The organism is Streptomyces rishiriensis (assembly GCF_003112535.1).
Taxonomy (GTDB): Bacteria; Actinomycetota; Actinomycetes; order Streptomycetales; family Streptomycetaceae; genus Streptomyces; species Streptomyces rishiriensis.
On the sequence record NZ_BEWA01000006.1, the window covers coordinates 54,774 to 76,827 of the forward strand.

The following is a 22,054-nucleotide window of genomic DNA, read 5'->3' on the forward strand; positions in this document are numbered from 1 at the left end:
CGCGACGGCCTTCGCACCCGTGGCAGCCGTCGTCGAGCATCCAGAGTTCTGGTGATCCCCGTACGAAGGGCTGTTCACCTCACGCGGCCCCGGCGCCCAGTTCGAACCAGACGACCTTCCCACCTCCCTGGGCCCGTACGCCCCACGTATCCGCGAGGGACTCGACCAGGACCAGGCCCCGCCCATGCGTCCCTTCGTCGGGGATCGGCGCGCTCGGCCGGGGCCGGCGGGCGACGCAGTCCCGCACCTCGACGCGTAGACCGGACGACGAGACGGTGGCCGTCAGAACCGCGTCGTCGTCGGTGTGCACCAGCGCGTTGGTGACGAGTTCGCTGGTCAGCAGTTCCGCCGTCTCCGACCGGCCGGGCTTCCCCCACCCCTCCAACAGCTCCCGCAGTGCTCGGCGCGCCTCGGGCACCGCCCGCAGGTCCGCCCGCCCGAGCCGGCGGTTGAGCTGCGACGCCCGGTCCTGATCTGCCACTTCCCCGGTCGTGTCCTCCCCGGCCTCCCCCGTCCGTCTCGTCGCCGATCCGCCCACGATCGTCGTCGGACCGCTTCCCCTTGCCTGCCTCTCCATGACCCCCGCCCGCGTGTCGATGTCGGTTTCCCTCCTGCTCGAACACGTTCACGTGGATCCTTGCCCGGCCGACACCACGCCAGTCATGTCGAATCATCAACGACCAGGTGTTCGGCCATGTTCGGACGAGCCGTCGAGCGCCCGGGACGGTGTGCGGCGGGTCGGCATCGCGGGCCGGGCGGAGCGAGGGGCGCGTGGACGATCGTCGAACCGCGGTGCGAGCGAGCGGGAAGGGTGCGATGTGCAGCCTGATGCGCCCGGTGCGGCCGGGGTGTCACCGGGGCCGGTGGGGTGCAGGGGCGCCGTGTGGCCGTCGCCGAGCCAACGGTCGCCGGGCGGCCAGAGGCGCGGGCCGGCTCAGTTGCCAGCCGCGTGCCGTCCGGGCACCCTCCACGTGCCCTCCCGCGCGCGGTGCCGGGGGCAGTGGGAAAGCCCAGGTAGAGGTGCTGATTCCGGTTGACGGGACGACGGCACGCGGAGACGGCCGGGCCGGCAGGCCAAAGCGCCGCCGCACCACGGAGTCAAGGACCATAAGCCCGGGCGTCCGGACGCCCGGCACGTCGCACGACGGCGCGGGCGTACCCCTGACGAGCGCGCGCCCGCGCGACCGGCCCCGGACGTTCACCTCCTTCGCGAGCGGAGGTGAGCCGGTGCATCGATCGCTCGGCGCGGCCCCCGACCTGGCCGTTCCGCACCCCCCGGACCTACACACCCGGGTGGCCCGCTGACCACCGGGGATCGCCCGGTCTGCGGACGCCCCCTACCGACCTGGTCGTATGCGCGGAACGGGTGGGGTTATCGCTACGAGACGAAGAGTCGCCGCTCGAACGGCGACTCTCCGGTCAGGGGCGGATCCGGGACGGTTCAGGGGATGGATCAGGGGTCGGATCCAGGGGATGGATCAGAGGTCGGGTCCAGGGGATGGATCAGAGGTCGGATCCAGGGGACGGATCAGGGGGACGGATCAGGGGGCTCGCGGCCGGGCGTCCGGGACGCACCCCGCCCGTCGGACCACGGGTCCCCCCTCTCCTCTGCCCCCGCGGCCTTCTTGGTTCCCGCAGCCTTCTCGGATCCCCGCAGTGCGCGAGGTTGGCCTGATCTCTGCGGTCCCCCGCGCGCCGTTCCCGGCCGCTAGCTTCCCTTGATGCCCTTCGTGCCGATGTGGAAGATCTTGTGGGTACCGCGGGTCACGTCGACGATGAGCTTGGTGGTCTGGTTCCTGCTCCACGTGAGGGTGACGACGGCCTCCGTGTAGTCGGCGGTGCCGTTGTCGGTGACCTTCCAGGCGAGCGGGACGTTCTGGGCCTGCAGAACACCGTCGGCGTGGTTCGATTCCTCCCAGGCGTTCAGCTCCTTCTGGAAAGCCGGCGTGAGGTAGTGCCCGCGCAGCGCGTCCGCGAGGTGGCCGCCGCCCTCGTCGGTCACCGCGTCGATGTAGGCGCCGTAGAAGTCGGCGACGCGGGTGATGTTGTCCGACGACTTGCCGCTGACGCTGCGCGGTCCGCCGGCGGACGCCTGTGCCGTCACACCGAGCCCGAGGGCCAGTGCGAGGCCGGCGGCGACCGCGGTACGCCGGGTGGTGCGCAGGCGAGTGGTGCTCTTGCCGGTCGTGCTGGCCGGGCTGTTGGCGTCGTTCGTCATGTCAGTGTTCCCCGTATTTCTCGTGTCGTCTTGTGTGCTGGTCCGCGATCCGCGATCCGCGATCCGCGGTCTGCTGTCTGCTGTCTGCTGTCTGGTGGTGCGGTCGTGCGGGATGGTGTGGTCGTGCGGGGCCGCCGCCTCTCCCGACCCCCGTGGCGGGAGAGGCGGCGGTCCCTGCTCATCGCAGTGGTCGTGAATCGCAGGGTTCGGGCGTCCCACATGGACCCTGCTGGCCGTACGAGTCGCGCGGGCCCGACGGGTCTCGCGGTCTCGCGGATCTCGTGGTCTCGCGGATCTCGTGGGTCGTACGTGTGGGTCTGGGTGTGGTTGTGGGTGTTGGCGTGGGGCCACGGCTGGTCGGACCGTGTGTGCGTGCCGGATCGTCAGCGAAGCTTGGCGACGGCCGTGACGGTCGTCTTCTTGAACCCCTTCACCGGGGCGTCGCCGAAGCCGCCCATCTGACTCCAGGCCACGACCGTCACCCTCGTGCCGTCCCGGCCGACGGAGAGGAGCCGGATGTCGGTCGCGCCCAAGGACGTCTCGGTGTGCAGCCCGTAGACGTGTGCGCCCTCCTCGACATCGAGCTGCCCGTAGTCCCTGAGCGTGGCCTCGACCTCCGGGTCGGCCCGCTCGATCCGGCGGGCGCAGGACCTGATGTCCTGGTTGATCCGCGAGTACCGGCCCTTCGCCGCGCTGACGCTCGACGACCGGATGCTGAACTGACGGGCGCTCGTGTCGAGGTCGGTCCGGAAGTCCCGGTACCAGGAGTTCGAGCCGTCGCCCAGTGCCCTGCCGAGGCAGCGGTCCGTCTCCACGTCGGGCGATGCGCCGGCGGTGACCTTGCCCGCCGTCCAGGAGGAACGGGGGCGCGGGGGGAGATCCGCAGCCGAGAGGAAGCCCGGCCGCTGCGAGGCCGCGACGCCCGCCGGTGGGGCGAGCACGGCGCCGAAGGCGGGGCCCGTGCCCGTGAGTGCGGTGAACCCGGTGAGCGTGGTGAGTGTGGCGGCTCGAATGCGCTTGGGCATAGATGTCCCCCGTGAGTGAGTGCTGAGTGAGTGCATGAGTGTGGAGTAGGTGCATGAGTGTGGATGGTCGCCACAGGTCCGGTCGGTCGTTTCCGGCCCTGGTCGGTGCGACACCAAGAGCATCGGCGGTTCCCCCGGCGCGCTGCAACGGTCCTCGCCCGATCGGCTGTGGTGGAACCATCCCACCCCATCTGACGTGCAGGTATATGTGTGCCTGGGATGACCGCCCGGGCCGGACGAGCGCGGGGGACCGGTGTCGACCGACGACTGTGTGAGCGATGTGACGGAGTTCGCGTCGCTGCTGACGGAACTGAAGGGACGCACCGAGCGCAGCTACGGCTCCCTCGCGCGCCGCCTGGGCATGAACACCTCGACCCTGCACCGCTACTGCGCAGGGGAAGCGGTTCCGCAAGATTTCGCCCCGGTCGAACGGCTCGCGGAGTTCTGCGGGGCGACACCCGAGGAACGCATCGAACTGCACCGGCGGTGGCTTCGAGCAGCGTCGGCACGACAGCGACCGCGGGACACGAGGGCCACGGAAACACAGGAACAAGCGGAAACGGCAGCAACTGCTGGAACACCGGGAACAGGGAAAACCGGGGAAGCGGCAGAATCCTGGGTAACGCCGGGAAAACGGGAATCGAAGCAGGAAACACGAGAAACGCAGGAAACGTCGGAAACAACGCGGAGTTCGGAAGCACCTGAGGTGCCCCGAGCACCCAGAGCCCCCGGAACTCCCGGAGCCCTCAGATCCCTCAGATCCCTCGGAGCCCCTGGAGGTGCTCGGGCATCCGGGGCAAGCGAGGCCTCGACGGGCGCGAAAGTCGGGGCTCCGGCGGTCGCGGCAACTCAGAAACCGGCTTCGACGCAAATACCGCCGCACCGCTGGTACCGCCGTCGCACTTCCGTCCTGGTCGGCGCCGCGTGCGCACTCCTCACCACCCTGAGCACGTTGTCCGCGCTGCCCGGCGGCAGCCACCCCTCGAAATCGGACGACTCGGCCCGGTCCGCCGCGTCCCCCGCCGTCTCCTTTCCCACAGCCACCCCCGGCCGCTCCGCCGCATCCGCCCCGAAGCCGACTCCCGCCTCCGCGACGCCCCCCTCCCCCTCGCCCTCGCCCTCGCCCTCGCCCAGCCTCGGGAGGACCTCGCCCGTGGCAGAGGCCGCCCCGACCGGCGCCGGCGCTCCGGCGTCCCCCGCCATGGGTGAACCGCTCACCTTGACCGTCGACTCACAGGTCTGGGCACAGGGCTGCGGTCATGACTACGTCATCGGCAAACCGCCCGCACAGGTCCCGCCTCCTCCGATGGCGCAGGACGCCGGACCCTGGGCATCGGCGCAGGGCGCTGTGCACGGACGGGAGACCAACGTGGAGATCGCCGTTCAGGGCCGCGGTTCCGCTGCCGTCGCGCTGACCGCGTTGCGTGTGCGGGTCGTCGGACGGGCGACGCCGGCCCCCGGAACCGTGTACGCGATGGAGCTGGGCTGCGGGGGCTCGCTGAGCAAGCGTTACTTCGCCGTCGACCTCGACCAGGACAGCCCGCGTGCGCGTTCGGTCGCCGGCGCCGACGTCGACACGCCGATCCCGGCGGTGAGACTGCCGTACCGGGTGTCCAGTAAGAGCCCCGAAGTACTCCTGGTCACGGCACGGACGGAAAACTGCGACTGCAGCTGGTACCTCGAACTCGGCTGGTCCTCCGAGGGACGTAGCGGCACGGTCCGCATCGACGACCACGGCCGTCCGTTCCGCACCACCAGCATCAAGGGACTGCCCCGCTTCTGGTACGGCTCGGACGACGGTGACCGCCACTGGATCCCGATCACCGACTGAACCCACCTACCGCCCCACCCGCCACCTCGCCGGTCGGCGCCACCGACCGACCCCGCCGACCTACGGCGGAGAGCTACGGCGTCGACGTACGGCGTCGAGCTACGGCGTCGATCGGCTGTTGGCTGACGTGGCAAGGCGGATCGTCCAACGCTAAGGCCGGGGCATGTTGCGCAGGTTGGAGCGGGCCATCTGCAGCATGCGTCCCACTCCCCCGTCCAGGACGATCTTCGAGGCCGACAGTGCGAAACCGGTGACCATGTCAGCGCTGATCTTCGGCGGGAGGGAAAGCGCGTTGGGGTCGGTGACGACGTCGACCAGGGCCGGGCCCTTGTGCCGGAAGGCGTCCTTCAGCGCACCGGCCAGTTGCCGGGGCTTCTCGACGCGTACACCGTGGGCGCCGCAGGCACGCGCGACCGCGGCGAAGTCGGGATTCTTGTTGCTCGTGCCGTGCGAGGGCAGACCCGCGACCAGCATCTCCAACTCCACCATGCCCAGCGAGGAGTTGTTGAACAGTACGACCTTCACGGGCAGGTCGTACTGGACGAGGGTCAGGAAGTCGCCCATCAGCATGGAGAAGCCGCCGTCGCCGGACATCGACACGACCTGGCGGCCGCGGTCGGTGAACTGCGCACCGATGGCCATGGGCAGCGCGTTCGCCATGGAGCCGTGGGAGAAGGAGCCGATGACACGACGGCGGCCGTTGGGCGTGAGATACCGCGCGGCCCAGACGTTGCACATGCCGGTGTCGACGGTGAACACGGCGTCGTCGTCGGCGAGTTCGTCGAGGACGGACGCCACGTACTCCGGGTGGATAGGAACGTGTTTCTCGACTTTCCGCGTGTACGCCTTCACGACCCCCTCCAGTGCGTCGGCGTGTTTCTTCAGCATCCGGTCGAGGAAACGCCGGTTCTCCTTGGCCCGCACGCGCGGGATGAGACAGCGCAGCGTCTCGCGCACGTCACCCCATACGGCGAGGTCCAGCTTCGAGCGTCGGCCGAGGTGCTCGGGCCGCACGTCGACCTGGGCGATCTTGACGTCGTCGGGGAGGAAGGCGCTGTAGGGGAAATCGGTTCCGAGAAGGATCAGCAGATCGCACTCGTGGGTGGCCTCGTAGGCGGCGCCGTAGCCGAGGAGACCACTCATCCCGACGTCGAACGGATTGTCGTACTGAATCCATTCCTTTCCGCGCAACGCGTGCCCCACCGGGGATTTGATCTTCCCGGCGAACTCCATCACCTCGGCGTGCGCGCCGGCTGTTCCGCTGCCGCAGAACAGAGTGATCTTGCCGGCGGCGTCGATCATCTCGACGAGGGCGTCGATCTCGGCGTCCCCGGGCCGGACCGTCGGGCGGGCGGTTACGAGAGCGGTTTCGACGGCTTTCTCCGGTGCGGGCCGGGCGGCGACGTCCCCGGGCAGGGACACGACGCTGACGCCGCCGCGTCCGACCGCGTTCTGGATGGCGGTGTGCAGCAGCCGCGGCATCTGTTTCGGGTTGGAGACCAGCTCGCTGTAGTGACTGCACTCGCGGAACAACTGATCCGGGTGGGTTTCCTGGAAGTAGCCCAGACCGATCTCGCTGGAGGGGATGTGCGAGGCCAGGGCGAGTACCGGGGCCATGGAGCGGTGGGCGTCGTACAGGCCGTTGACGAGGTGGAGGTTGCCGGGCCCGCAGGAGCCCGCGCAGGCGGCGAGCCTCCCGGTGACCTGGGCCTCCGCGCCCGCGGCGAAGGCGGCGGTCTCCTCGTGGCGGACGTGGATCCAGTCGACGCCGGGATGGCGTCGCACCGCGTCCACCACGGGGTTGAGGCTGTCCCCCACGACACCGTAGAGGCGCTTGACACCCGCACGGGCGAGGATGTCCACGAACTGCTCGGCGACGTTCTGCTTGGCCATGGATCGACGCACCCCTTCGGTTTCCTCGGGTCGGTCCCTCCACAGTGGCGGCGGCGGCGCGCTCACGCCTCCCAGACGGCCGCGGCCGTACGGTCGTCGGCGTAGCCCTTCACCCTCACCTGGGTGTCGGCGAGGAAGGCGGCGAGGCCGGGCGGGGAGGTGCCCGACCAGCGGCCCGTCAGGTACGCGGACAGTTCTGGCTCGCCGCGCAGGGGGTCGGCCAGCCCGCCGGTGCACATCAGGAGCGTGTCACCCGGGCGGGCTACCGAGGCCCGGAAGCGGAAGGGGGCCCGGGGCGGTCCGGGATCGGGCTCGTACGGGTTGGGCGGTGTGGCGATGCCCAGGTCCATGGTGAGCCGGTCGCCCTCGGGCGTCTCGGACGGGAGCGACCCGAAGCCGACGACCGGCTCGCCGGCGACCTCGCCCACCTGCGGTTCGATGTCCCGCCAGACGCCGCCGCGCAGCCGGAAGAGTCCGCCGCCGCCTACGCCGAAGAACACGCGCGTGCGGCAGTCGGGGTCGGCGGGCAGCAGCAGACAGCGCAGGGTGGCCGCGTACTCCTCCGGCTCGAGACCCTGTTCCGCGGCGCTGGCACGGAGCCGGCCGAGGCTGCGGTCGGTGAGCCGGTGCAGGCCCGACTTCAGATCGCCGCGTCGGGCCGCCCTTATGTCCTCGGCGAGGCGGACATGGCTGCGGCCCACGGCCCTCCCGATCCACCGGCACGCCTCGGCGGCCGCACGATGCGCGCCCGGAGTCGCCCTCGCGCCCGTCGCCATCGCGACCAGGATCAGCGCGTGCTCGCCCGTCCCGAAGCGGGCGGTGAGAAGCGAGTCCCGGCGCGGCTCGCCCCGGTACCGCGCCGAATCGCCCCGCACGGACGCGGCCCGCAGCGCCCAGGCCCCGTACCCGGCGCCGTCCAGGACGGTGTCGGCGACCAGGTCGTCCAACGCGTCCGGGTCCGCGGGCGGGAGAGCGGTGGGCTCGGCGTCGTAGGTGGGCGGCCCGGAACCGACGTAGTCCTTGGAAGCGGGGCCAGTGGGGACAGTGGGGAAGGTGAGGACGGTGGGCGGGTGGTCCGGCGGAGCGGGCTCGGCAGCCCGGTCCGGTGCGCGGTCCGAGGCCGTGGTCGGGGCCGGGCCCGTGGTCGGAGCCGGTGCGCGGTCCTGCCCCCGGTCCTGGGCGGGGGCGGCCGACGGACCAGCCGCGACGAAGGAGGGTGCCGGGCCGTCGGCGTAGGCGGTGGGAGCCTTCGGGGGCGGCGGGGCATGGGCCGGTGCGGGCGGCTGCACGGGCGGAGGCGGCGCCACGGCGGGGGCAGGGGGTACCGCAGGTGCAGGGGGTACGGCTGGTGCGGCAGGAACGACAGGTTCGACCGGAACGGCGGGTACGCCCGGCATGGCGGGTACGCCCGGCATGGCTGGCACGGCTGGCACGGCTGGCATGGCTGGCATGGCTGGCATGGCTGGCATGGCTGGTACGGCTGGCATGGCTGGTACGGCAGCGGGCCGGGAAGGGGAGGTCGTCTGCGCCACGGGCGGGGTGGCTGCCGTGGGCAAGGGCGAGGGCGGTGCCTGGGGTGAGGGAGGCAGTCCAGGTGAGGGGGGTTGCGGCGTGAGCGGTTCGACGGTGGCGGACGCCCCGTGCGGCGACGTGTGGCCGTCGGTCGTGACGGGAGCGGAGCCTGCGTCCCGGACCGGCTGCTCGGCGAACCCCGGCGGCAGCGGACCGGAGGGAAGGTCCGCGGGTGCGGGAGGCCCGTCCGGCGGTGGTTCCCGCCGGGCTCCCCAGCCCAGGTCACCCCTGGCTTCGGTCCATGCGTCGCCGCGGGCGTCCGGGCCGGCGCCTTGGGCGTCCCGGTAGGGGCCGCGGTCGTCGGCGGCCGACCCGGTGTCCGGTCCGGTGTCCGGTCCGTCGGTGTTCCGCTCCCCGGAGCCGCGCCCGGCACCGGGCGCAGCGGTCGCGGCAGGCACGGCAGATGCGGCAGATGCGGCAGGCGAGGAAGGCGCAGCGGGCGGGGAAGGCGCGGCGGGCGGGGAAGGCGCAGCGGGCGGGGAAGGCGCGGCAGGCGGCCGGCTTCTCGGCTGCGGAACGGCGGCCTCGGACGACGGGGGTGCCGGTGGCGACGTCATGCCCTGCGAGGTCCACCGATCGTCTGGTGCCCCCGAGCCGGACCGTTCGGAGCGGGGCGACGGCAGAGGGTTGACGGTGCGGGAGCCGGCCTCGCCGTCCGCCGTACCGCCCACCACGTCGCCCACGGCACCGTCCGCCGCGCCCGCGCGCACCGCTCCGGCGGCCGAGGCGAAGCGGTCGTCCAGGGAGTCGACGGCGGGCGCGGGCCCCGTGTCCTCGGTGGCGTCGTCGTACAGCTGCCGCCACCAGTCGTCCTCGCGACCGGTGGGCCTTCCCCCCTGCTGACTCATGCCGCCAATTGTCCACCGCACGGGCCGTATGAAAACGGGGCATGCGGAAAATGCGCCGCACCACGGGTGTCGAACGATTTTGCGAGGGATGCACGGGAGCCGGCGGCGGCTGTGCCGGGCGAGACGCGACGGTGGCCGCCGGGCGGTTCCACCCCCCACGGGAGAACCGCCCGGCGACTCGGGTGACCAGGGCTCGAGTCCCCTGTTGCGCCCCTGCGCGTCACGAGCCCGGATCACGTCTGGCAGACCTCGGAGGCGGCGCGGCGGCCGGGCTCTTCCGGGTGTGCACGGCGTTCGCGGATGCCCACCGTGGATGATCGGTGGATGGACACATGTTCCCGCCGTGGCCACACATTGGCAGAGTGACCGGCGGTACGGCGATGATGTGCGGCGGCGGGTTGACGCCGTGGCCGATTCCCGCCACGCACGGGACGTCGGTCGGCCACGCGCGGGACGTCAGCGTCAGAAGGAGGAACGGCACTCCATGCTGGGAGCGATAGGACTCGACGAGACGCACGAGTCGGCATACCGGGCGCTGGTGTCGGTCGGCGCTGCGGACGTACCCGATCTGGCACGCCGACTGGCCCTGGGCGAGCGTGACACGGAGCGCGCGCTGCGCCGGCTGGAACGGCACGGCCTGGCGGCTCAGTCCTCGGGCCGGCCGGGACGCTGGGTCGCCGCTCCGCCGGGCGTCGCCCTGGGCGCTCTGCTCACCCATCAGCGGCATGAGCTCGACAAGGCGGAGCTGGCGGCCGCCCTGCTCGCCGAGGAGTACCGGGCGGCCGCCGCGGAACCGGCGGTCCACGACCTGGTCGAGGTGGTGACGGGCGCCGCCGCCGTCGCCCAGCGCTTCCTGCAGCTTCAGCTCGGGGCGAGCGACGAGGTGTGCGCTCTGGTCACCGGCTCTCCGGTGGCCGTGACCGGCAGCGAGAACGACGCCGAGGAGCGGGCCACGGCCCGCGGGGTGCGCTACCGCGTCGTACTGGAGCGGGCCGCCCTCGACCAGCCGGACAACATGCGGGAGCTGACCGCCGCGCTGGCCCGGGACGAGCAGGTTCGGGTGGTCGACGCCGTCCCGACGAAGCTGGTGGTCGCCGACCGCTCGCTCGCCCTGGTGCCGCTGACCGGCCGCTCGGCGGAGCCCGCCGCACTGGTGGTGCACGCCAGTGGACTGCTCGAGTTGCTGGCGGGGCTGTTCGAGTCGGTGTGGCGGGAGGCGCTGCCGCTGGGCCTGGGCGCAAGGGGGGTCGCCGAGCGGGACCCGGCCACGCCCGACGTCGGCGACCTGGAAATCCTCTCGTTGCTGCTGGCCGGGATGACCGACGCGAGCGTGGCCAAACAGCTCGATCTGGGGCTGCGGACCGTGCAGCGCCGGGTGAAGGGACTGATGGAGCTGACCGGAGCGACGACCCGGCTGCAACTGGGCTGGCACGCCTATGAACGCGGTTGGGTGACCCGGGAACGGTGACGACACCGCTTGCCGGCGTTTTCACGGCCGTCCAGCCGTAAGCCTTGACCTGCGCGTTCCCTCCGGCTCGGGCAGGCTGGGCAGATGGGAGTGTGGGATCTCCTGCTGGTCGGGCTGGTCGTTCTGCTCGGCCTGTGTGGAGTGCTGGTGCCCGGCGTCCCAGGATCGTTGCTGGTATGGGCCGCGGTCCTGTGGTGGGCGCTGGACGATCCGCGCCCGGTCTCCTGGTTCGTGCTGGTCGGAGCGACGGTAACGCTGTTTCTGTCCCAGGTGGTGCGCTGGGCTCTTCCGCCCCGCCGACTGCGCGCGAGCGGCGCGACCCCGCGGATGGCGGTCTTCGCGGGAGGCGGCGCGTTTCTGGGATTTCTGCTGTTGCCCGTGCTCGGCGCGATCCCCGGCTTCATGGGAGGCATCTACCTCTCCGAACGCCTCCGTCTGGGCCGCCACGGCGAGGCCCGCGCGGCCCTGCGCACAGCGATGCGCTCAGGCGGCTGGAGCGTGCTGGTCGAACTCTTCGCCTGTCTGCTGATCGCGGGGGCATGGCTGGGGGCTCAACTTTGGGGCTGACAGCTGCGGGCTGACGACCCCGGGACTCTACGGACGCTGGACATTACGGATGCGGGACATTACGGATGCGGGACATTTCGCAGGCGGGACATTGCGGCTGCAGGACTTATGGCGGGCTCGGAACGCGCTCCGCCGTCAGACGGACGGTGTCGGAAGCACCCCCTCCAAGGTCAGCAGTCGCACCTTGCGGTCCAGACCGCCCGCGTATCCGGTCAGTGAACCGTCGGCGCCGATGACCCGGTGGCAGGGCCGCACGATCAACAAGGGGTTCGCTCCGACGGCGCCGCCCACGGCTCGTACCGCCATCCGCGAAGCTCCGACTCGCGCGGCGACCTCACCATACGTAGTGGTCGCCCCGTAGGGGACCGAGTCCAGGGCGGCCCACACCCGCTCACGGAACGCCGTGCCGTCGCTGCGCAGGCGAAGCGTGAACTCCTTGAGGTCGGCGGCGAAGTAGGCGTCGAGCTGTTCCCGCGCGGAGCGGAAGGGGCCGGGATCATGCCGCCAGTCCGCCCGGACGATCCGCCCGCCCTTCTGCCCGGGTACGGAGAGGGAGGTCAGCGCACCGTCGGGAGCGGCGGTGAGCAGCAAGGGGCCGATGGGGCTCTCCACACTCGTCCAGTACGTCGTCAGGTCGGCCGGGATCGTCAACTCAGCCGGGTGGGGCAGCTCGACCGGCCGGGGCAGGTCCGTCAGCCCGGTCGGCCGGAGCAGGTCCGTCGACTCACTCGGCTCACTCGGCTCGGTCAGGTCGGTCAGGTCGGTCAGGTCGGTACGGTCGGTACGGTCGGTACGGTCGGTACGGTCGGTCATCGTTCCTCCGCGGCGCGCAGGTGGTGCAGGGCGTAGGTGCGCCATGGGCGCCAGGTGTCGGGGACGTCCGCGCCGGGCGGCGCGACGTCGGGGTCGCCGAGGGCGCGGGCACGGATCGCCGCTACCGTCCTGGCGTCCAGGCCGGGAAGGGACAACAGCGCGGCCTGTGCGTCGTCCCGGTCGACGCCCGGGTCCAGGCGTACGGCGCCGTCGGCGAGAGCGGCGACGAGAGTGCCCAACGGGCCGTCGGGCTCGGACTCCGCCAGGACGGCCGGCTCGGGGAAAAGATGGGTGAGAGTCCCGCAAGGGGCGTCGAGGACCTTCCCGTAGACGCGCACGAGCCGCTCCGCCCGGGCCCGCCCGACGAGCGCCCGCACCGCGTACTCCTCCGGGTCGGCCGCCCCCGGCGCGCGCAGCCCGGGGCGCGCGGCGACCAGCGGGGCGAGCCGTGGATCGGCGCCGAGCCGCTCGTCGACGGCATACGGGTCGGCGTCGAGGTCGAAGAGCCGCCGCAGCCTCTGCACCGCGGTGGTGAGGTCGCGGGGGTCGGTGAGGTGCAGCCGGGCGTCTAGCCAGCCGCCGGGGTGGACGGCCGACGCCCGGCCCGGGTTCCCCGCCCGCTCGTCCACGGCGACGATCCCGGTGCCGTACGGCAACCGCAGCGTACGGCGGTAGGTGCGCCGACCGGCCGGCCCGCTCACCTCCTCCACCCCGGCCACGGCCTCACGCTGCAGCAGGTCGAACACGGTCTGCGCGTGGTACGGGCCCCGGTGGGCGAGTCGCAGCGGTATCCCGGCGGCGGGCGTGGCCGTACGGCGTGGCGCGCGCACGGCGGCCCGCAGCTCGGTCGGGGTCGTCGCGTACACGGCCCGGACGGTGTCGTTGAACTGGCGCACGCTGGCGAACCCGGAGGCGAAGGCGATCTCGGTGACCGGCAGTCCGGTCGTCTGCAGCAGGACGCGCGCGGTGTGCGCGCGCTGCGCCCTGGCGAGCGCGACCGGTCCCGCGCCGAGCTCGGCGGTGAGCTGCCGCTGCACCTGACGGGCGCTGTAACCGAGTCGGTCGGCCAGCCCGCCGACACCCTCCCGGTCGACGATTCCGTCGCCGATCAGACGCATGGCCCGGCCGACGACGTCGGCCCGCGCGTTCCACGCCGCCGATCCGGGCACGGCGTCCGGGCGGCACCGCCGGCAGGCCCGGAAACCCGATCCCTGCGCGGCGGCGGCCGTCGCGAAGAACCGCACGTTGCGACGTTTCGGCGTCACGGCCGGGCAGCTGGGCCGGCAGTAGATGCCAGTGGTCTCGACGGCGAAGAAGAACTCGCCGTCGAACCGGGCGTCCCTGCTGCGGACCGCTTCGTAGCGGGTTTCCTGGTCCGTCATGAGTCCCAGTCTCAGACCGCGACGAGCACACTGCTAGCGGAAATCGGACGTGACGCTGGTGACGTCCGAGACGTGACCACCACCGGCCCCGTTCCCCACCCGACCCCACCCGCCCGCTTCGCCGCCCGGCCGCCATCCGGTCGGCTTCCCGGTGTGGCTGGTGTGGCTGGTGCGGCCGACGCGGCCGGTGCGAAACCGGTCACGCAAAAGAAACCGCCTTCGTAACGGAGACCTTCGCACCACGGCATGAAACCGGTTACCGAGCGAGACCCGCTACGAAATCGCTTCCCGAGGGGTAACCGGTTACCAAGCCACTACCGTTGGTCAACCGCCAGCCGAACGGTTACCGGGGCGGTGCAGGCCGCCACGACCCGCGACCCCGCTTCGCCTCCCCCGCCGCGCGACCCTCGGCCTGCCTGCGCTTCCAGTCCTGACGGACGCCGGCGCGCATGCGTGCGTCGGACTTGGCGACGATCCACTGGTTCTCCCGGACGAGTTTGCGGTAACTCTCCAGTCTGCGCACCGACAGTTCGCCTTCGTCGACGGCCGCACGCACGGCACACCCCGGCTCGGCGTCGTGCGCGCAGTCGTGGAACCGGCAGTCCCGGGCGAACTCCTCGATCTCCGCGAACACTTGGCCGACGCCGCCGCCGGCGTCCCAGAGTCCGACACCGCGCAGCCCAGGCGTGTCGATGAGGACGCCACCGTCGGGGAGCGGCAGCAGGTTGCGGGTGGTGGTGGTGTGCCGCCCCTTGCCGTCCATGTCGCGGGTGGCCTGGACGTCCATCACGTCGTCGCCGACGAGTGCGTTGGCGAGGGTGGACTTGCCCGCGCCGGACACCCCGAGCAGCACGGAGGTGCCTCGCCCGATGAGCGCCGCCAACTCCTCGACGCCGTCGCCGTCCCGGGCGCAGACGGTCAGCACGGGCACGCCGGGCGCGCTGGCCACGACGTCCTCGACCAGGTGGGACAACGCGACCGGGTCGGGCACCAGGTCGGCTTTGGTGAGCACGACGACAGGCTGGGCGCCGGACTCCCAGGCCAGGGCCAGGAACCGCTCGACACGGCCGAGGTCGAGTTCGACGGCCAGCGACATCGCAACGACGGCGTGGTCGACGTTCGCGGCGAGGATCTGCCCTTCGGAGCGCTTGGAGGAGGTGGAGCGCACGAAGGCGGTACGGCGAGGGAGGAGCATCCGCACGTATCGCGGATCGCTGCCGACGGGGTCGACGGCGACCCAGTCCCCCGTGCACACGACCTTCATCGGATCGCGGGGCACGACGAACTCGGTGTCGGCGCGGACGACGCCGGTCGCGGTGACGACGTCGCACAGCCCTCGGTCGACGCGCACCACACGGCCGGGCAGCAGATTCTGTACGGAATAGGGGATGAATTCGGTTTCCCAGCCCTCGTCCCAGCCATAGGCGGCAAGAGGGTGCGAAGAAACCGATGAGGAGGAGAAATGCACGGGAGACCCTTCACAGGGGCAGCCTCGGCAGCGCTCCGCTCCAGCATGTGAAAACGTTCACGTAACGGAAGCAGGAGGGTACGGAGCGGGAAATTCGGTCAGCCGGAGACCGCGGAGGTGGAGCGAACGAACGTCTGGCCGCTGCGCAGAGCGACCCTCGTGGCGACAGTCATCGGTCACACCTCCCTGTTTCTGGCACGGCTCACCGCGGTGGCCGATACGGCCCCGCGTGAGGCTCACTCAGGATAGGTACGACGGTAGCCGGTTGCCACTCATTTTCCGCCCGGCAAGGTCGCAGGTGCAGCCATGGCTGGCAGCCGGTGCTCGCCGCCGGTGCAGGCATCGAGTGCAACCGGCTGGGACCGTAGATGCAGCGAACACGACGGAGACGGCGCAGGCCGCGCAGGCGGCACAGGCGGCGCAGACCGTGAGGACGGTGCAGATCCGTGGGGACGGTGCAGATCCATGGGGACGGTGCAGGCGGTGATGACGGAGGTGCCTTCACGGCAGCGTCGTCGCCATCCACCCGCCCGTCCTGAGCATGCGGACGGGCGGCATAAGAAAGGGCAAGGATGTAACCCTTTCCCTGCCACTCTCAACCTATAGCGCATCTGGGGGCTTGCCACAAGGCCCCTGCCCTATCCGAGAATTCCAGGCCGAGGCAGGAATCTACGGACCCGGGAGTTGTGATGATCGACGTTGTCATCGTCGGCGGTGGGCCGACCGGGTTGATGCTGGCCGCCGAACTGCGGCTGGCCGGAGTGGGGACGCTCGTCCTGGAGAAATTGGCCGAGCCGACCGGGCAGTCCCGCGGTCAGGGCTTGCACGTACGCAGCGTCGAGATCATGGATCAACGCGGTCTGCTGGACCGGTTCCTCGCGGTCACTGAGAAATTCCGGGTAGGCGGTTTCTTCGGCGGTATCACCAAGCCATGGCCGGAGCGGCTGGACACGGCTCATCCCTACGGCCTCGCCATCCCCCAGCCGGCCACCGAGCGACTGCTCAACGAACGGGCCCTTGAGCTGGATGCCGAGATCCGCCGCGGCTGTGAAGTCGTCGGGCTGAGTCAGGACGAGAACGGGGTGACCGTCGAACTGGCGGACGGCACTCGGTTGCGCTCGCGCTATCTCGTGGGTTGCGACGGCGGTCTCAGCGTCGTGCGCAAGCTGCTCGGCGTGGGCTTCCCCGGCACGCCCGCCACGGTCGAGACGCTTCTGGGCGAGATGGAGGCGACCGAGGATCCGGCGACGATCGCAGGCGTCGTCGAGAAGGTCCGCAGGACTCAGTCACGGTTCGGCGTTATCCCCCTCGGGGGCGGTACGTATCGCGTGGTCGTGCCCGCCGACGGTGTGGCCGAGGACCGTGCGGCCACACCGCCCCTGGAGGAGTTCAGGAAACAGTTGCGGGCCCTGGCGGAAACCGATTTCGGCGTGCATTCACCGCGCTGGCTGTCCCGGTTCGGCGACGCCACCAGGCAGGCCGAGCACTACCGGGTGGGCCGCGTGCTGCTGGCAGGCGACGCGGCGCACATCCACCCGCCGACCGGCGGGCAGGGACTCAACCTCGGCCTCCAGGACGCGTTCAACCTTGGTTGGAAACTGGCCGCCGAGGTGAACGGCTGGGCTCCGGACGGACTGTTGGACAGCTACCACGAGGAACGGCACCCAGTGGGCGCCCGCGTCCTCGACAACACCCGCGCGCAGATCACGCTGTTGGGAACCGACCCGGGCGCGACCGCGCTGCGCGGGCTCCTGTCCACACTGATGGACTTCGAGGAGGTGAACCGGTACCTGACCGGCATGATCACGGCAGTCGACGTCCGCTACGACCTCGGCGAGGGCCACGAACTGCTCGGGCGGCGTCTGCGCGACGTGAAACTGAAGCAAGGACGCCTCTACGAGCTGATGCACGCCGGTCACGGCCTGCTGCTCGACCGGACCGGCGGACTCTCGGTGCAGGGCTGGGCGGATCGGGTCGACCACGTCGTCGATGTCGTCGATGTCGTCGATGTCCTCGACGATGTCGCTGTAAGCGAGGAACTGGACCTACCCGCAGTGCTGTTGCGACCGGACGGCCACGTCGCATGGGTAGGCGAGGATCAGCAGAAGCTGACCGGCGGCCTGGAGAAGTGGTTCGGCACCGCCGTCGCCTGAGCCGGACACCCGACGACGATGACGGCGCAGGAGTCGGTGACGGCGCAGGCGACGATGACCCGCCCGGCCACACGTGCCCGGCCTGACCACGCCCCTGACCACGTGCCTGACCACGTGCCCGGAGGACGTGGACGGACGGCGGGACCGGCCGGAAGAGTGCCCGGCCCGCCGGACCGGTCACCCTCCGGCCTCACGACTCCGGCCCGCGACCTCGATCGGCTGTCTGCCTCAAGAAGCGGTGCACGTCTTCCCGTTGAGGGTGAAGGCGTAGGGTGCCGAATTCTTCTTCTGCCAGGAGGCGAGGAACCCGAAGGTGAGGGTGCCGTTCGCGGAGACGGTCCGGTTGTAGTCGGCTGCGGTCGCGGTGACGCGAGGGCCGTTCTGGGCCAGGCTCGCGTCCCACATCTGGTCCACCCGCTGGCCGTCGCGGAAGGACCAGGCCACGCGCCAGGAGTCGAGGGCATCGGCGGTCGTGACGGTGACGGTGGCCTGGAAGCCGTCCGGCCACTGGTTGACCAGGTCGTAGCGGACCTCGCAGGCCGCCTCGGTCTCGCTGCCCCCCGCGCCCGCGGTGGACGAGGAGGTCCCCTGGGGCTCGGGGTCGGGCTTGCTCGCGGTGCCGGCGCCGTCCGCCGAGGGGGTGCCGTCGGCGGACGGCGCCGGGCCGGACGAGGACGGCGCGGCGGAGGTGGCCGGCACGGCGGACGGCAGGGCGGAGCCCGGCCCTGCCACCGGACTGCTGTCCGTGGGACCGCTCTTGGCGAGGGTGTCGCCCCCGCTGCCGCCGGGCATCATCGAGACGGCGAGCGCCAGTCCGGAGACGAGGACGGCGGCGGTGAGCAGTGCGTTGCGCCGTACGCGCGCCTTGCTCGCGGCAGCGCGTTGGGCCGCGCCCTCCGGGTCCGAGGTGTCGGGGCGTCCGGGGCCGAGTCGCACCTCGGCGGCGCGGCGGCGGCGCTCCAGATAGGCGAGGCCGCCCCAGCCGATCACGCCCTGGGCGAGGGCTGCGGGCAGCCCGCCTCCGTGCAGGCGCAGACAGGCAGCCGCCTCCGCGCACTCCACGCAGGTGGCGAGGTGCCGGGAGAGGTCCGCCGGGGTGTCGGCTGCGGGCGAGCGGGTGACGGCGTCCAGCAGCCGAACGTAACTGCGGCACTCCGCGTCCATCGGCGTGTCGAGATGGTTACGGTGACAGCGGTCTCGAAACAGGCCGCGGACTTCGTTGAGCTCTTCCACGGCGGCCAGCGGGTCCAGGCCCTGGCGGCGGATGACGGCGTGCAGCGGCAGCGCCTCGACCTCCGCCAGCCACAGCAGGGCGGCGTCCGGTTCCTGCATGTCGCGCAGGCCGCGCAGGGCGATGGGACGGCTCAGGGGCGGTCCGACATAGCGTGCGGCCTTGCCTGAGTTCAGCCACAGGCGCAGGTCGGGGTCGAGTTTGTGACCTTGGCCCTGGGCCTCCCAGGCAGCCGCCGTGGTGCGTACGGCGGTCAGCAACAGGGGGATCCGGGGCAGCCGGGACGAACGGCGGCCGGCGCCGCGTGCGGTGCTGTCCTCGGCAGCGCGGGCCTCGCGTATGCCGAGCGCGAACGCCTCTCGGGCCAGCTGGTTCGCCGCGGTCGAGCCGGACGTGCACAGGTCCGCGTACGACAGGACGGCGTCCCAGCACTCGGAGAACAGCGCGGCCTCGGCGGCGTCCTTCGGGGTCGGCAGGTCGGGCATGGGTCTCCTGCATCCACAAGCGAGGTCAACTCACCATGACGGCTTTGGAGTTGGGGGGAACCTCGCGGCAGGGGCAGAGCTTTTCACGTTTCCCGCACAACTGACAAGCGCCCTGTTCAGATGTCATGTCAGGACAGCAGGACAGGACGACCGAAGGCGACCGCGCCCGCCGCTCCGAGCTGTTGTACGGAAGCGGACCGCTTCGCGTTCAACGCCGGCACCGACTTTCGAGACCGGTTTCACCGATGTTCCGCACAAGACCACCTCGAGCGAAATATTTCGAACGGACCGTTTCGAACGGACTGTCTCGACTCGCGGCACCCGCCCCCGGGTTGCTTCGAAACCGGTTCCACGACCATACGTCCGGGGACTATACGGTCGCCGCGTCCTGCGCCGGAAGGCTGTCCATGAAAGAGCTCACCGAGAAGACCGCGCGGCCGGGTCCGGGCGGGCCGTAACCGGGCGGCGAGGAGAGGCCGAACTCGTCCATGGTGGCGCGGTAGGCCTGCAGCAGCCGGATGTGGTACTCCAGCGGCGCGCCCTGAGGATTGGCCTTGCCGAGCGGGGTCGTGGGCTCCGGGCACCAGGTGGTGAAGCGGGGCGTGATGCCGTGCGACATGAAGAAGCGCAGGCCCTCCGTGGTGGAGGCGATGGCCTCGTCGACGGTCCCGAATCCGAAGGGCTCGGCCATCTCGACCCCGGCGACGAAGTTGGGGATGACGTTGCGGGCGCCGAAGATCTCCGCCGAGTCGAGGATCCTCTTGTGCCACTCGTCGCGGCCGACGTAACGCTCCTTGCCCGGGCAGTACAGCTCGAACAGCCTGCGGTCCCAGACCTCGTAGTTGGGGTGGTAGATCTGCACCCCGTAGTCCTTGAAGCGCTGCACGTCGTCGCGAGGCAGCGCCTGGGCCACGACCTTGCCGATCCAGCGGCCCGGGAACCGCTCCTCAATGGCCTTGGCGTAGTGGCCGTAGAAGTCGGCCTCGTCGCGGCCCGCGACGGTCTTCGTGATCGCGCCGCCGGTGAGCGTGTAGGCGGTGGACGCCTTCTGGGTGTCGTAGCGGTCGATGATCTCCAGGGCTTCGAGGACCTCCTCCACGTCCTTGACACCCGTGTAAGGCCGCCCGGCCGCCTTGTGCTGGCGCCAGTTGTGGTTGATGTCGCAGTACTGGCACTCCTCCTTGGCGCCGAAGTACTGACACACCCGGAAAACGGTCAGGTAAATCAGGTAACCCCACTGGATGGTGGGGGCGACCTCCATGACGGACTTCCCGTTGGAGAGCTTGTGCCGGTAGTACTCGGGCATCGGCGGCACTCCGACGTCGGCGATGCGCGCTCCGTCGAGGTACAGGCCGAGCAGGCCCTCGTCGTCGGCTGCCACGCGATACGGCGAGGCGGGGTTCACCCGGACCGAGACGACCGTGCGCCGCAGGTCGTAAGGGCCACCCGTGAGGATGATCTCCTCAGGCGGACGGCGCAGCGCGGCCTCGCCGAGCTCGGGCAGGGTGCCGTGGTCGAAGGAGAAGATGAAGTACGACTTCGGTTTGACCTCTCCCGACTCGTTGTCGCTGAGGGCCGAGGCGTCGAAGGCCACGCCTCCACGCAGCAGGTCCTCCTTGATGACGGCCTCCCGCGGCACATGCGGAAACCGCTCCATCAGATCCTCGACCAGCGCGGTACGGCTGTCCATCCGACTCTCCTCCCGGCTCAGGCGTACGACTCCTCACGGTATGCCCCTGCCTGCGCGAAGGCGGGGGCGGGGGGCCTCGTGTTGCGGCAGGGTAGGTTCCACCTGGGAACCGAGGGTTCTCGATCTCCTCGGAAGGGGCGAGCAGTCGCATGACGGAAACCGTTACCAACTGGGCCGGCAACATCGTCTTCGCCGCGAAGGAAGTACACCGCCCGCGCTCGCTCGACGAGCTGCGCGCGCTGGTCTCGGGGAGCGCTCGGGTGCGGGTGCTGGGCAGCGGACACTCGTTCAACAAGATCGCCGAGCCGGGTGGCGACGGGGTGCTGCTGTCGCTGGACGGCCTGACCGGCGAGATCGACGTCGACGTGTCCGCCCGCACCGTGCGGGTCGGCGGCGGCGTCCGGTACGCCGAGCTGGCGCGCCGGGTGCACGAGCACGGGCTCGCGCTGGCGAACATGGCCTCCTTGCCGCACATCTCGGTCGCCGGGTCGGTGGCGACCGGCACGCACGGGTCCGGGGTCGCGAACGGTCCGCTGGCCGCCTCGGTGCGGGAGGTGGAGATCGTCACCGCCGACGGCTCCACCGTCGTCGTCGGGCGGGGCGACCGGCGCTTCGACGGGGCCGTCACGTCGCTGGGCGCCCTCGGCGTCGTGACCGCGCTCACGCTCGACCTGGAGCCGGCCTACGAGGTGGAGCAGCATCTGTTCACCGAACTCCCGCTGGAAGGACTCGACTTCGAGAGGGTCGCGGGTGCGGCGTACAGCGTCAGTCTGTTCACGGACTGGGGTGCGCCCGGGTTCCGGCAGGTGTGGGTGAAGCGGCGCACGGACGAGCCGCTCGCCGACTTCCCGTGGGCCGCGCCCGCCGTGGAGGCTCTGCACCCGGTGCCGGGGATGCCGGCCGTGAACTGCACCGCGCAGTTCGGGGTGCCGGGTCCGTGGCACGAGAGGCTGCCGCATTTCCGGGCGGAATTCACCCCGAGCAGCGGAAACGAGTTGCAGAGCGAGTATCTGCTGCCGCGTGCGCATGCCCTCCGGGCGCTGCGAGCCATCGAGGGCATCCGCCGGACGGTCGCCCCCGTGCTGCAGATCTGCGAAGTGCGGACCGTGGCGGCCGACGAGCAGTGGCTGAGCCCCTCCCACGGCCGGGACACGGTGGCCCTCCACTTCACCTGGATCGAGGACACGGCGGCGGTGCTGCCGGTGGTGCGGGCCGTGGAGGGGGCGCTGGAGCCGTTCGAGCCGCGTCCCCACTGGGGCAAGGTCTTCCAGCTGCCCCCGGACGCGGTACGCGGTCGTTATCCCCGGATCGACGACTTCACGGCTCTCGCGCGGGTGCTGGATCCAGCGGGCAAGTTCAGCAACGCCTTCGTGCGGGACGTTCTCGGCGGCTGACGTCCGACCGGCTCGG

The 22,054-nt window shown here is 71.2% G+C and carries 15 protein-coding genes; 5 read left to right on the plus strand and 10 right to left on the minus strand.

All coding sequences use genetic code 11. The annotated features are described in order from the left end of the window. Positions 1-79: 79 nt before the first annotated feature. The 3 genes from Sri02f_RS11675 to Sri02f_RS11685 form a co-directional block, all read right to left on the minus strand. Positions 80-577 carry an ATP-binding protein gene (locus Sri02f_RS11675; protein ID WP_109001077.1) on the minus strand — a complete coding sequence of 166 codons (498 nt, stop codon included), beginning with the start codon at positions 575-577 and terminating at the stop codon, positions 80-82. Positions 578-1,708: 1,131 nt separating this feature from the next. Beyond that, the gene (locus Sri02f_RS11680; protein WP_109001078.1) at positions 1,709-2,218 is read right to left on the minus strand and encodes a hypothetical protein; all 510 of its coding nucleotides are present in this window, start codon (positions 2,216-2,218) and stop codon (positions 1,709-1,711) included. A gap of 383 nt (positions 2,219-2,601) precedes the next feature. Then, the gene (locus Sri02f_RS11685; RefSeq protein ID WP_109001079.1) at positions 2,602-3,243 is read right to left on the minus strand and encodes a hypothetical protein; all 642 of its coding nucleotides are present in this window, start codon (positions 3,241-3,243) and stop codon (positions 2,602-2,604) included. A 253-nt stretch (positions 3,244-3,496) separates the two neighbouring features. Between Sri02f_RS11685 and Sri02f_RS44325 the strand changes: the two genes are divergently transcribed. Continuing rightward, positions 3,497-5,074: a helix-turn-helix domain-containing protein gene (locus Sri02f_RS44325; protein WP_109001080.1), complete on the plus strand. Its 1,578-nt coding sequence runs from the start codon at positions 3,497-3,499 to the stop codon at positions 5,072-5,074. Positions 5,075-5,224: 150 nt separating this feature from the next. Here the strand turns inward: Sri02f_RS44325 and Sri02f_RS11695 are convergent, their stop codons facing one another. Further along, a complete protein-coding gene (locus tag Sri02f_RS11695) occupies positions 5,225-6,967 on the minus strand; it encodes a pyruvate dehydrogenase (protein ID WP_109001081.1) in 1,743 nt (580 codons plus the stop codon). 62 nt (positions 6,968-7,029) lie between these two features. Then, on the minus strand, positions 7,030-8,454 hold the full coding sequence (locus Sri02f_RS44330) for a protein phosphatase 2C domain-containing protein (RefSeq protein ID WP_245970601.1): 1,425 nt from the start codon (positions 8,452-8,454) through the stop codon (positions 7,030-7,032). Positions 8,455-9,871: 1,417 nt separating this feature from the next. Between Sri02f_RS44330 and Sri02f_RS11705 the strand changes: the two genes are divergently transcribed. Both Sri02f_RS11705 and Sri02f_RS11710 read left to right on the plus strand, forming a co-directional pair. Beyond that, positions 9,872-10,855, plus strand: coding sequence for a helix-turn-helix domain-containing protein (locus Sri02f_RS11705; RefSeq protein ID WP_109001083.1), 984 nt, complete (start codon positions 9,872-9,874; stop codon positions 10,853-10,855). 84 nt (positions 10,856-10,939) lie between these two features. Beyond that, on the plus strand, positions 10,940-11,422 hold the full coding sequence (locus Sri02f_RS11710) for a DUF456 domain-containing protein (protein WP_109001084.1): 483 nt from the start codon (positions 10,940-10,942) through the stop codon (positions 11,420-11,422). A gap of 135 nt (positions 11,423-11,557) precedes the next feature. Here the strand turns inward: Sri02f_RS11710 and Sri02f_RS11715 are convergent, their stop codons facing one another. The 3 genes from Sri02f_RS11715 to rsgA all read right to left on the minus strand — a co-directional run bounded on the left by Sri02f_RS11715 (position 11,558) and on the right by rsgA (position 15,085). After that, positions 11,558-12,073, minus strand: coding sequence for a methylated-DNA--[protein]-cysteine S-methyltransferase (locus Sri02f_RS11715; protein ID WP_174855640.1), 516 nt, complete (start codon positions 12,071-12,073; stop codon positions 11,558-11,560). A gap of 158 nt (positions 12,074-12,231) precedes the next feature. After that, complete coding sequence (locus Sri02f_RS11720; protein WP_109001086.1) at positions 12,232-13,617, minus strand: DNA-3-methyladenine glycosylase 2 family protein; 1,386 nt, start codon at positions 13,615-13,617, stop codon at positions 12,232-12,234. Positions 13,618-13,960: 343 nt separating this feature from the next. Then, the gene (gene rsgA / locus Sri02f_RS11725; protein ID WP_109001087.1) at positions 13,961-15,085 is read right to left on the minus strand and encodes a ribosome small subunit-dependent GTPase A; all 1,125 of its coding nucleotides are present in this window, start codon (positions 15,083-15,085) and stop codon (positions 13,961-13,963) included. A 689-nt stretch (positions 15,086-15,774) separates the two neighbouring features. Here rsgA and rox point away from each other — a divergent pair. Then, entirely contained in the window at positions 15,775-17,238 is a 1,464-nt protein-coding gene (gene rox / locus Sri02f_RS11730) for a rifampin monooxygenase (RefSeq protein WP_109001088.1), read from the plus strand. A 228-nt stretch (positions 17,239-17,466) separates the two neighbouring features. On the opposite strand, the gene Sri02f_RS11735 is transcribed toward rox, so the two are convergent. Together Sri02f_RS11735 and Sri02f_RS11740 are read right to left on the minus strand one after the other, a co-directional pair. Then, positions 17,467-18,954 carry a cellulose-binding domain-containing protein gene (locus Sri02f_RS11735; protein ID WP_109001089.1) on the minus strand — a complete coding sequence of 496 codons (1,488 nt, stop codon included), beginning with the start codon at positions 18,952-18,954 and terminating at the stop codon, positions 17,467-17,469. A 370-nt stretch (positions 18,955-19,324) separates the two neighbouring features. Continuing rightward, a complete protein-coding gene (locus tag Sri02f_RS11740; protein ID WP_109001090.1) occupies positions 19,325-20,644 on the minus strand; it encodes a radical SAM protein in 1,320 nt (439 codons plus the stop codon). Between the two features lie 149 nt (positions 20,645-20,793). Here Sri02f_RS11740 and Sri02f_RS11745 point away from each other — a divergent pair, with 149 nt between their 5' ends. Next, the gene (locus tag Sri02f_RS11745) at positions 20,794-22,038 is read left to right on the plus strand and encodes an FAD-binding protein (protein WP_109001091.1); all 1,245 of its coding nucleotides are present in this window, start codon (positions 20,794-20,796) and stop codon (positions 22,036-22,038) included. Positions 22,039-22,054: the final 16 nt, after the last annotated feature.

Coding starts and splice junctions, on each gene's coding strand:
- rox (WP_109001088.1), top strand. CDS start 15,775: ATGATCGACGTTGTCATCGTCGGCGGTGGGCCGACCGGGTTGATGCTG.
- Sri02f_RS11740 (WP_109001090.1), bottom strand. CDS start 20,644: ATGGACAGCCGTACCGCGCTGGTCGAGGATCTGATGGAGCGGTTTCCG.
- Sri02f_RS11685 (WP_109001079.1), bottom strand. CDS start 3,243: ATGCCCAAGCGCATTCGAGCCGCCACACTCACCACGCTCACCGGGTTC.
- Sri02f_RS11745 (WP_109001091.1), top strand. CDS start 20,794: ATGACGGAAACCGTTACCAACTGGGCCGGCAACATCGTCTTCGCCGCG.
- Sri02f_RS11710 (WP_109001084.1), top strand. CDS start 10,940: ATGGGAGTGTGGGATCTCCTGCTGGTCGGGCTGGTCGTTCTGCTCGGC.
- Sri02f_RS11680 (WP_109001078.1), bottom strand. CDS start 2,218: ATGACGAACGACGCCAACAGCCCGGCCAGCACGACCGGCAAGAGCACC.
- Sri02f_RS44330 (WP_245970601.1), bottom strand. CDS start 8,454: ATGCCAGCCGTACCAGCCATGCCAGCCATGCCAGCCATGCCAGCCATG.
- Sri02f_RS11705 (WP_109001083.1), top strand. CDS start 9,872: ATGCTGGGAGCGATAGGACTCGACGAGACGCACGAGTCGGCATACCGG.
- Sri02f_RS11735 (WP_109001089.1), bottom strand. CDS start 18,954: ATGCCCGACCTGCCGACCCCGAAGGACGCCGCCGAGGCCGCGCTGTTC.
- Sri02f_RS11720 (WP_109001086.1), bottom strand. CDS start 13,617: ATGACGGACCAGGAAACCCGCTACGAAGCGGTCCGCAGCAGGGACGCC.
- Sri02f_RS11695 (WP_109001081.1), bottom strand. CDS start 6,967: ATGGCCAAGCAGAACGTCGCCGAGCAGTTCGTGGACATCCTCGCCCGT.
- Sri02f_RS11675 (WP_109001077.1), bottom strand. CDS start 577: ATGGAGAGGCAGGCAAGGGGAAGCGGTCCGACGACGATCGTGGGCGGA.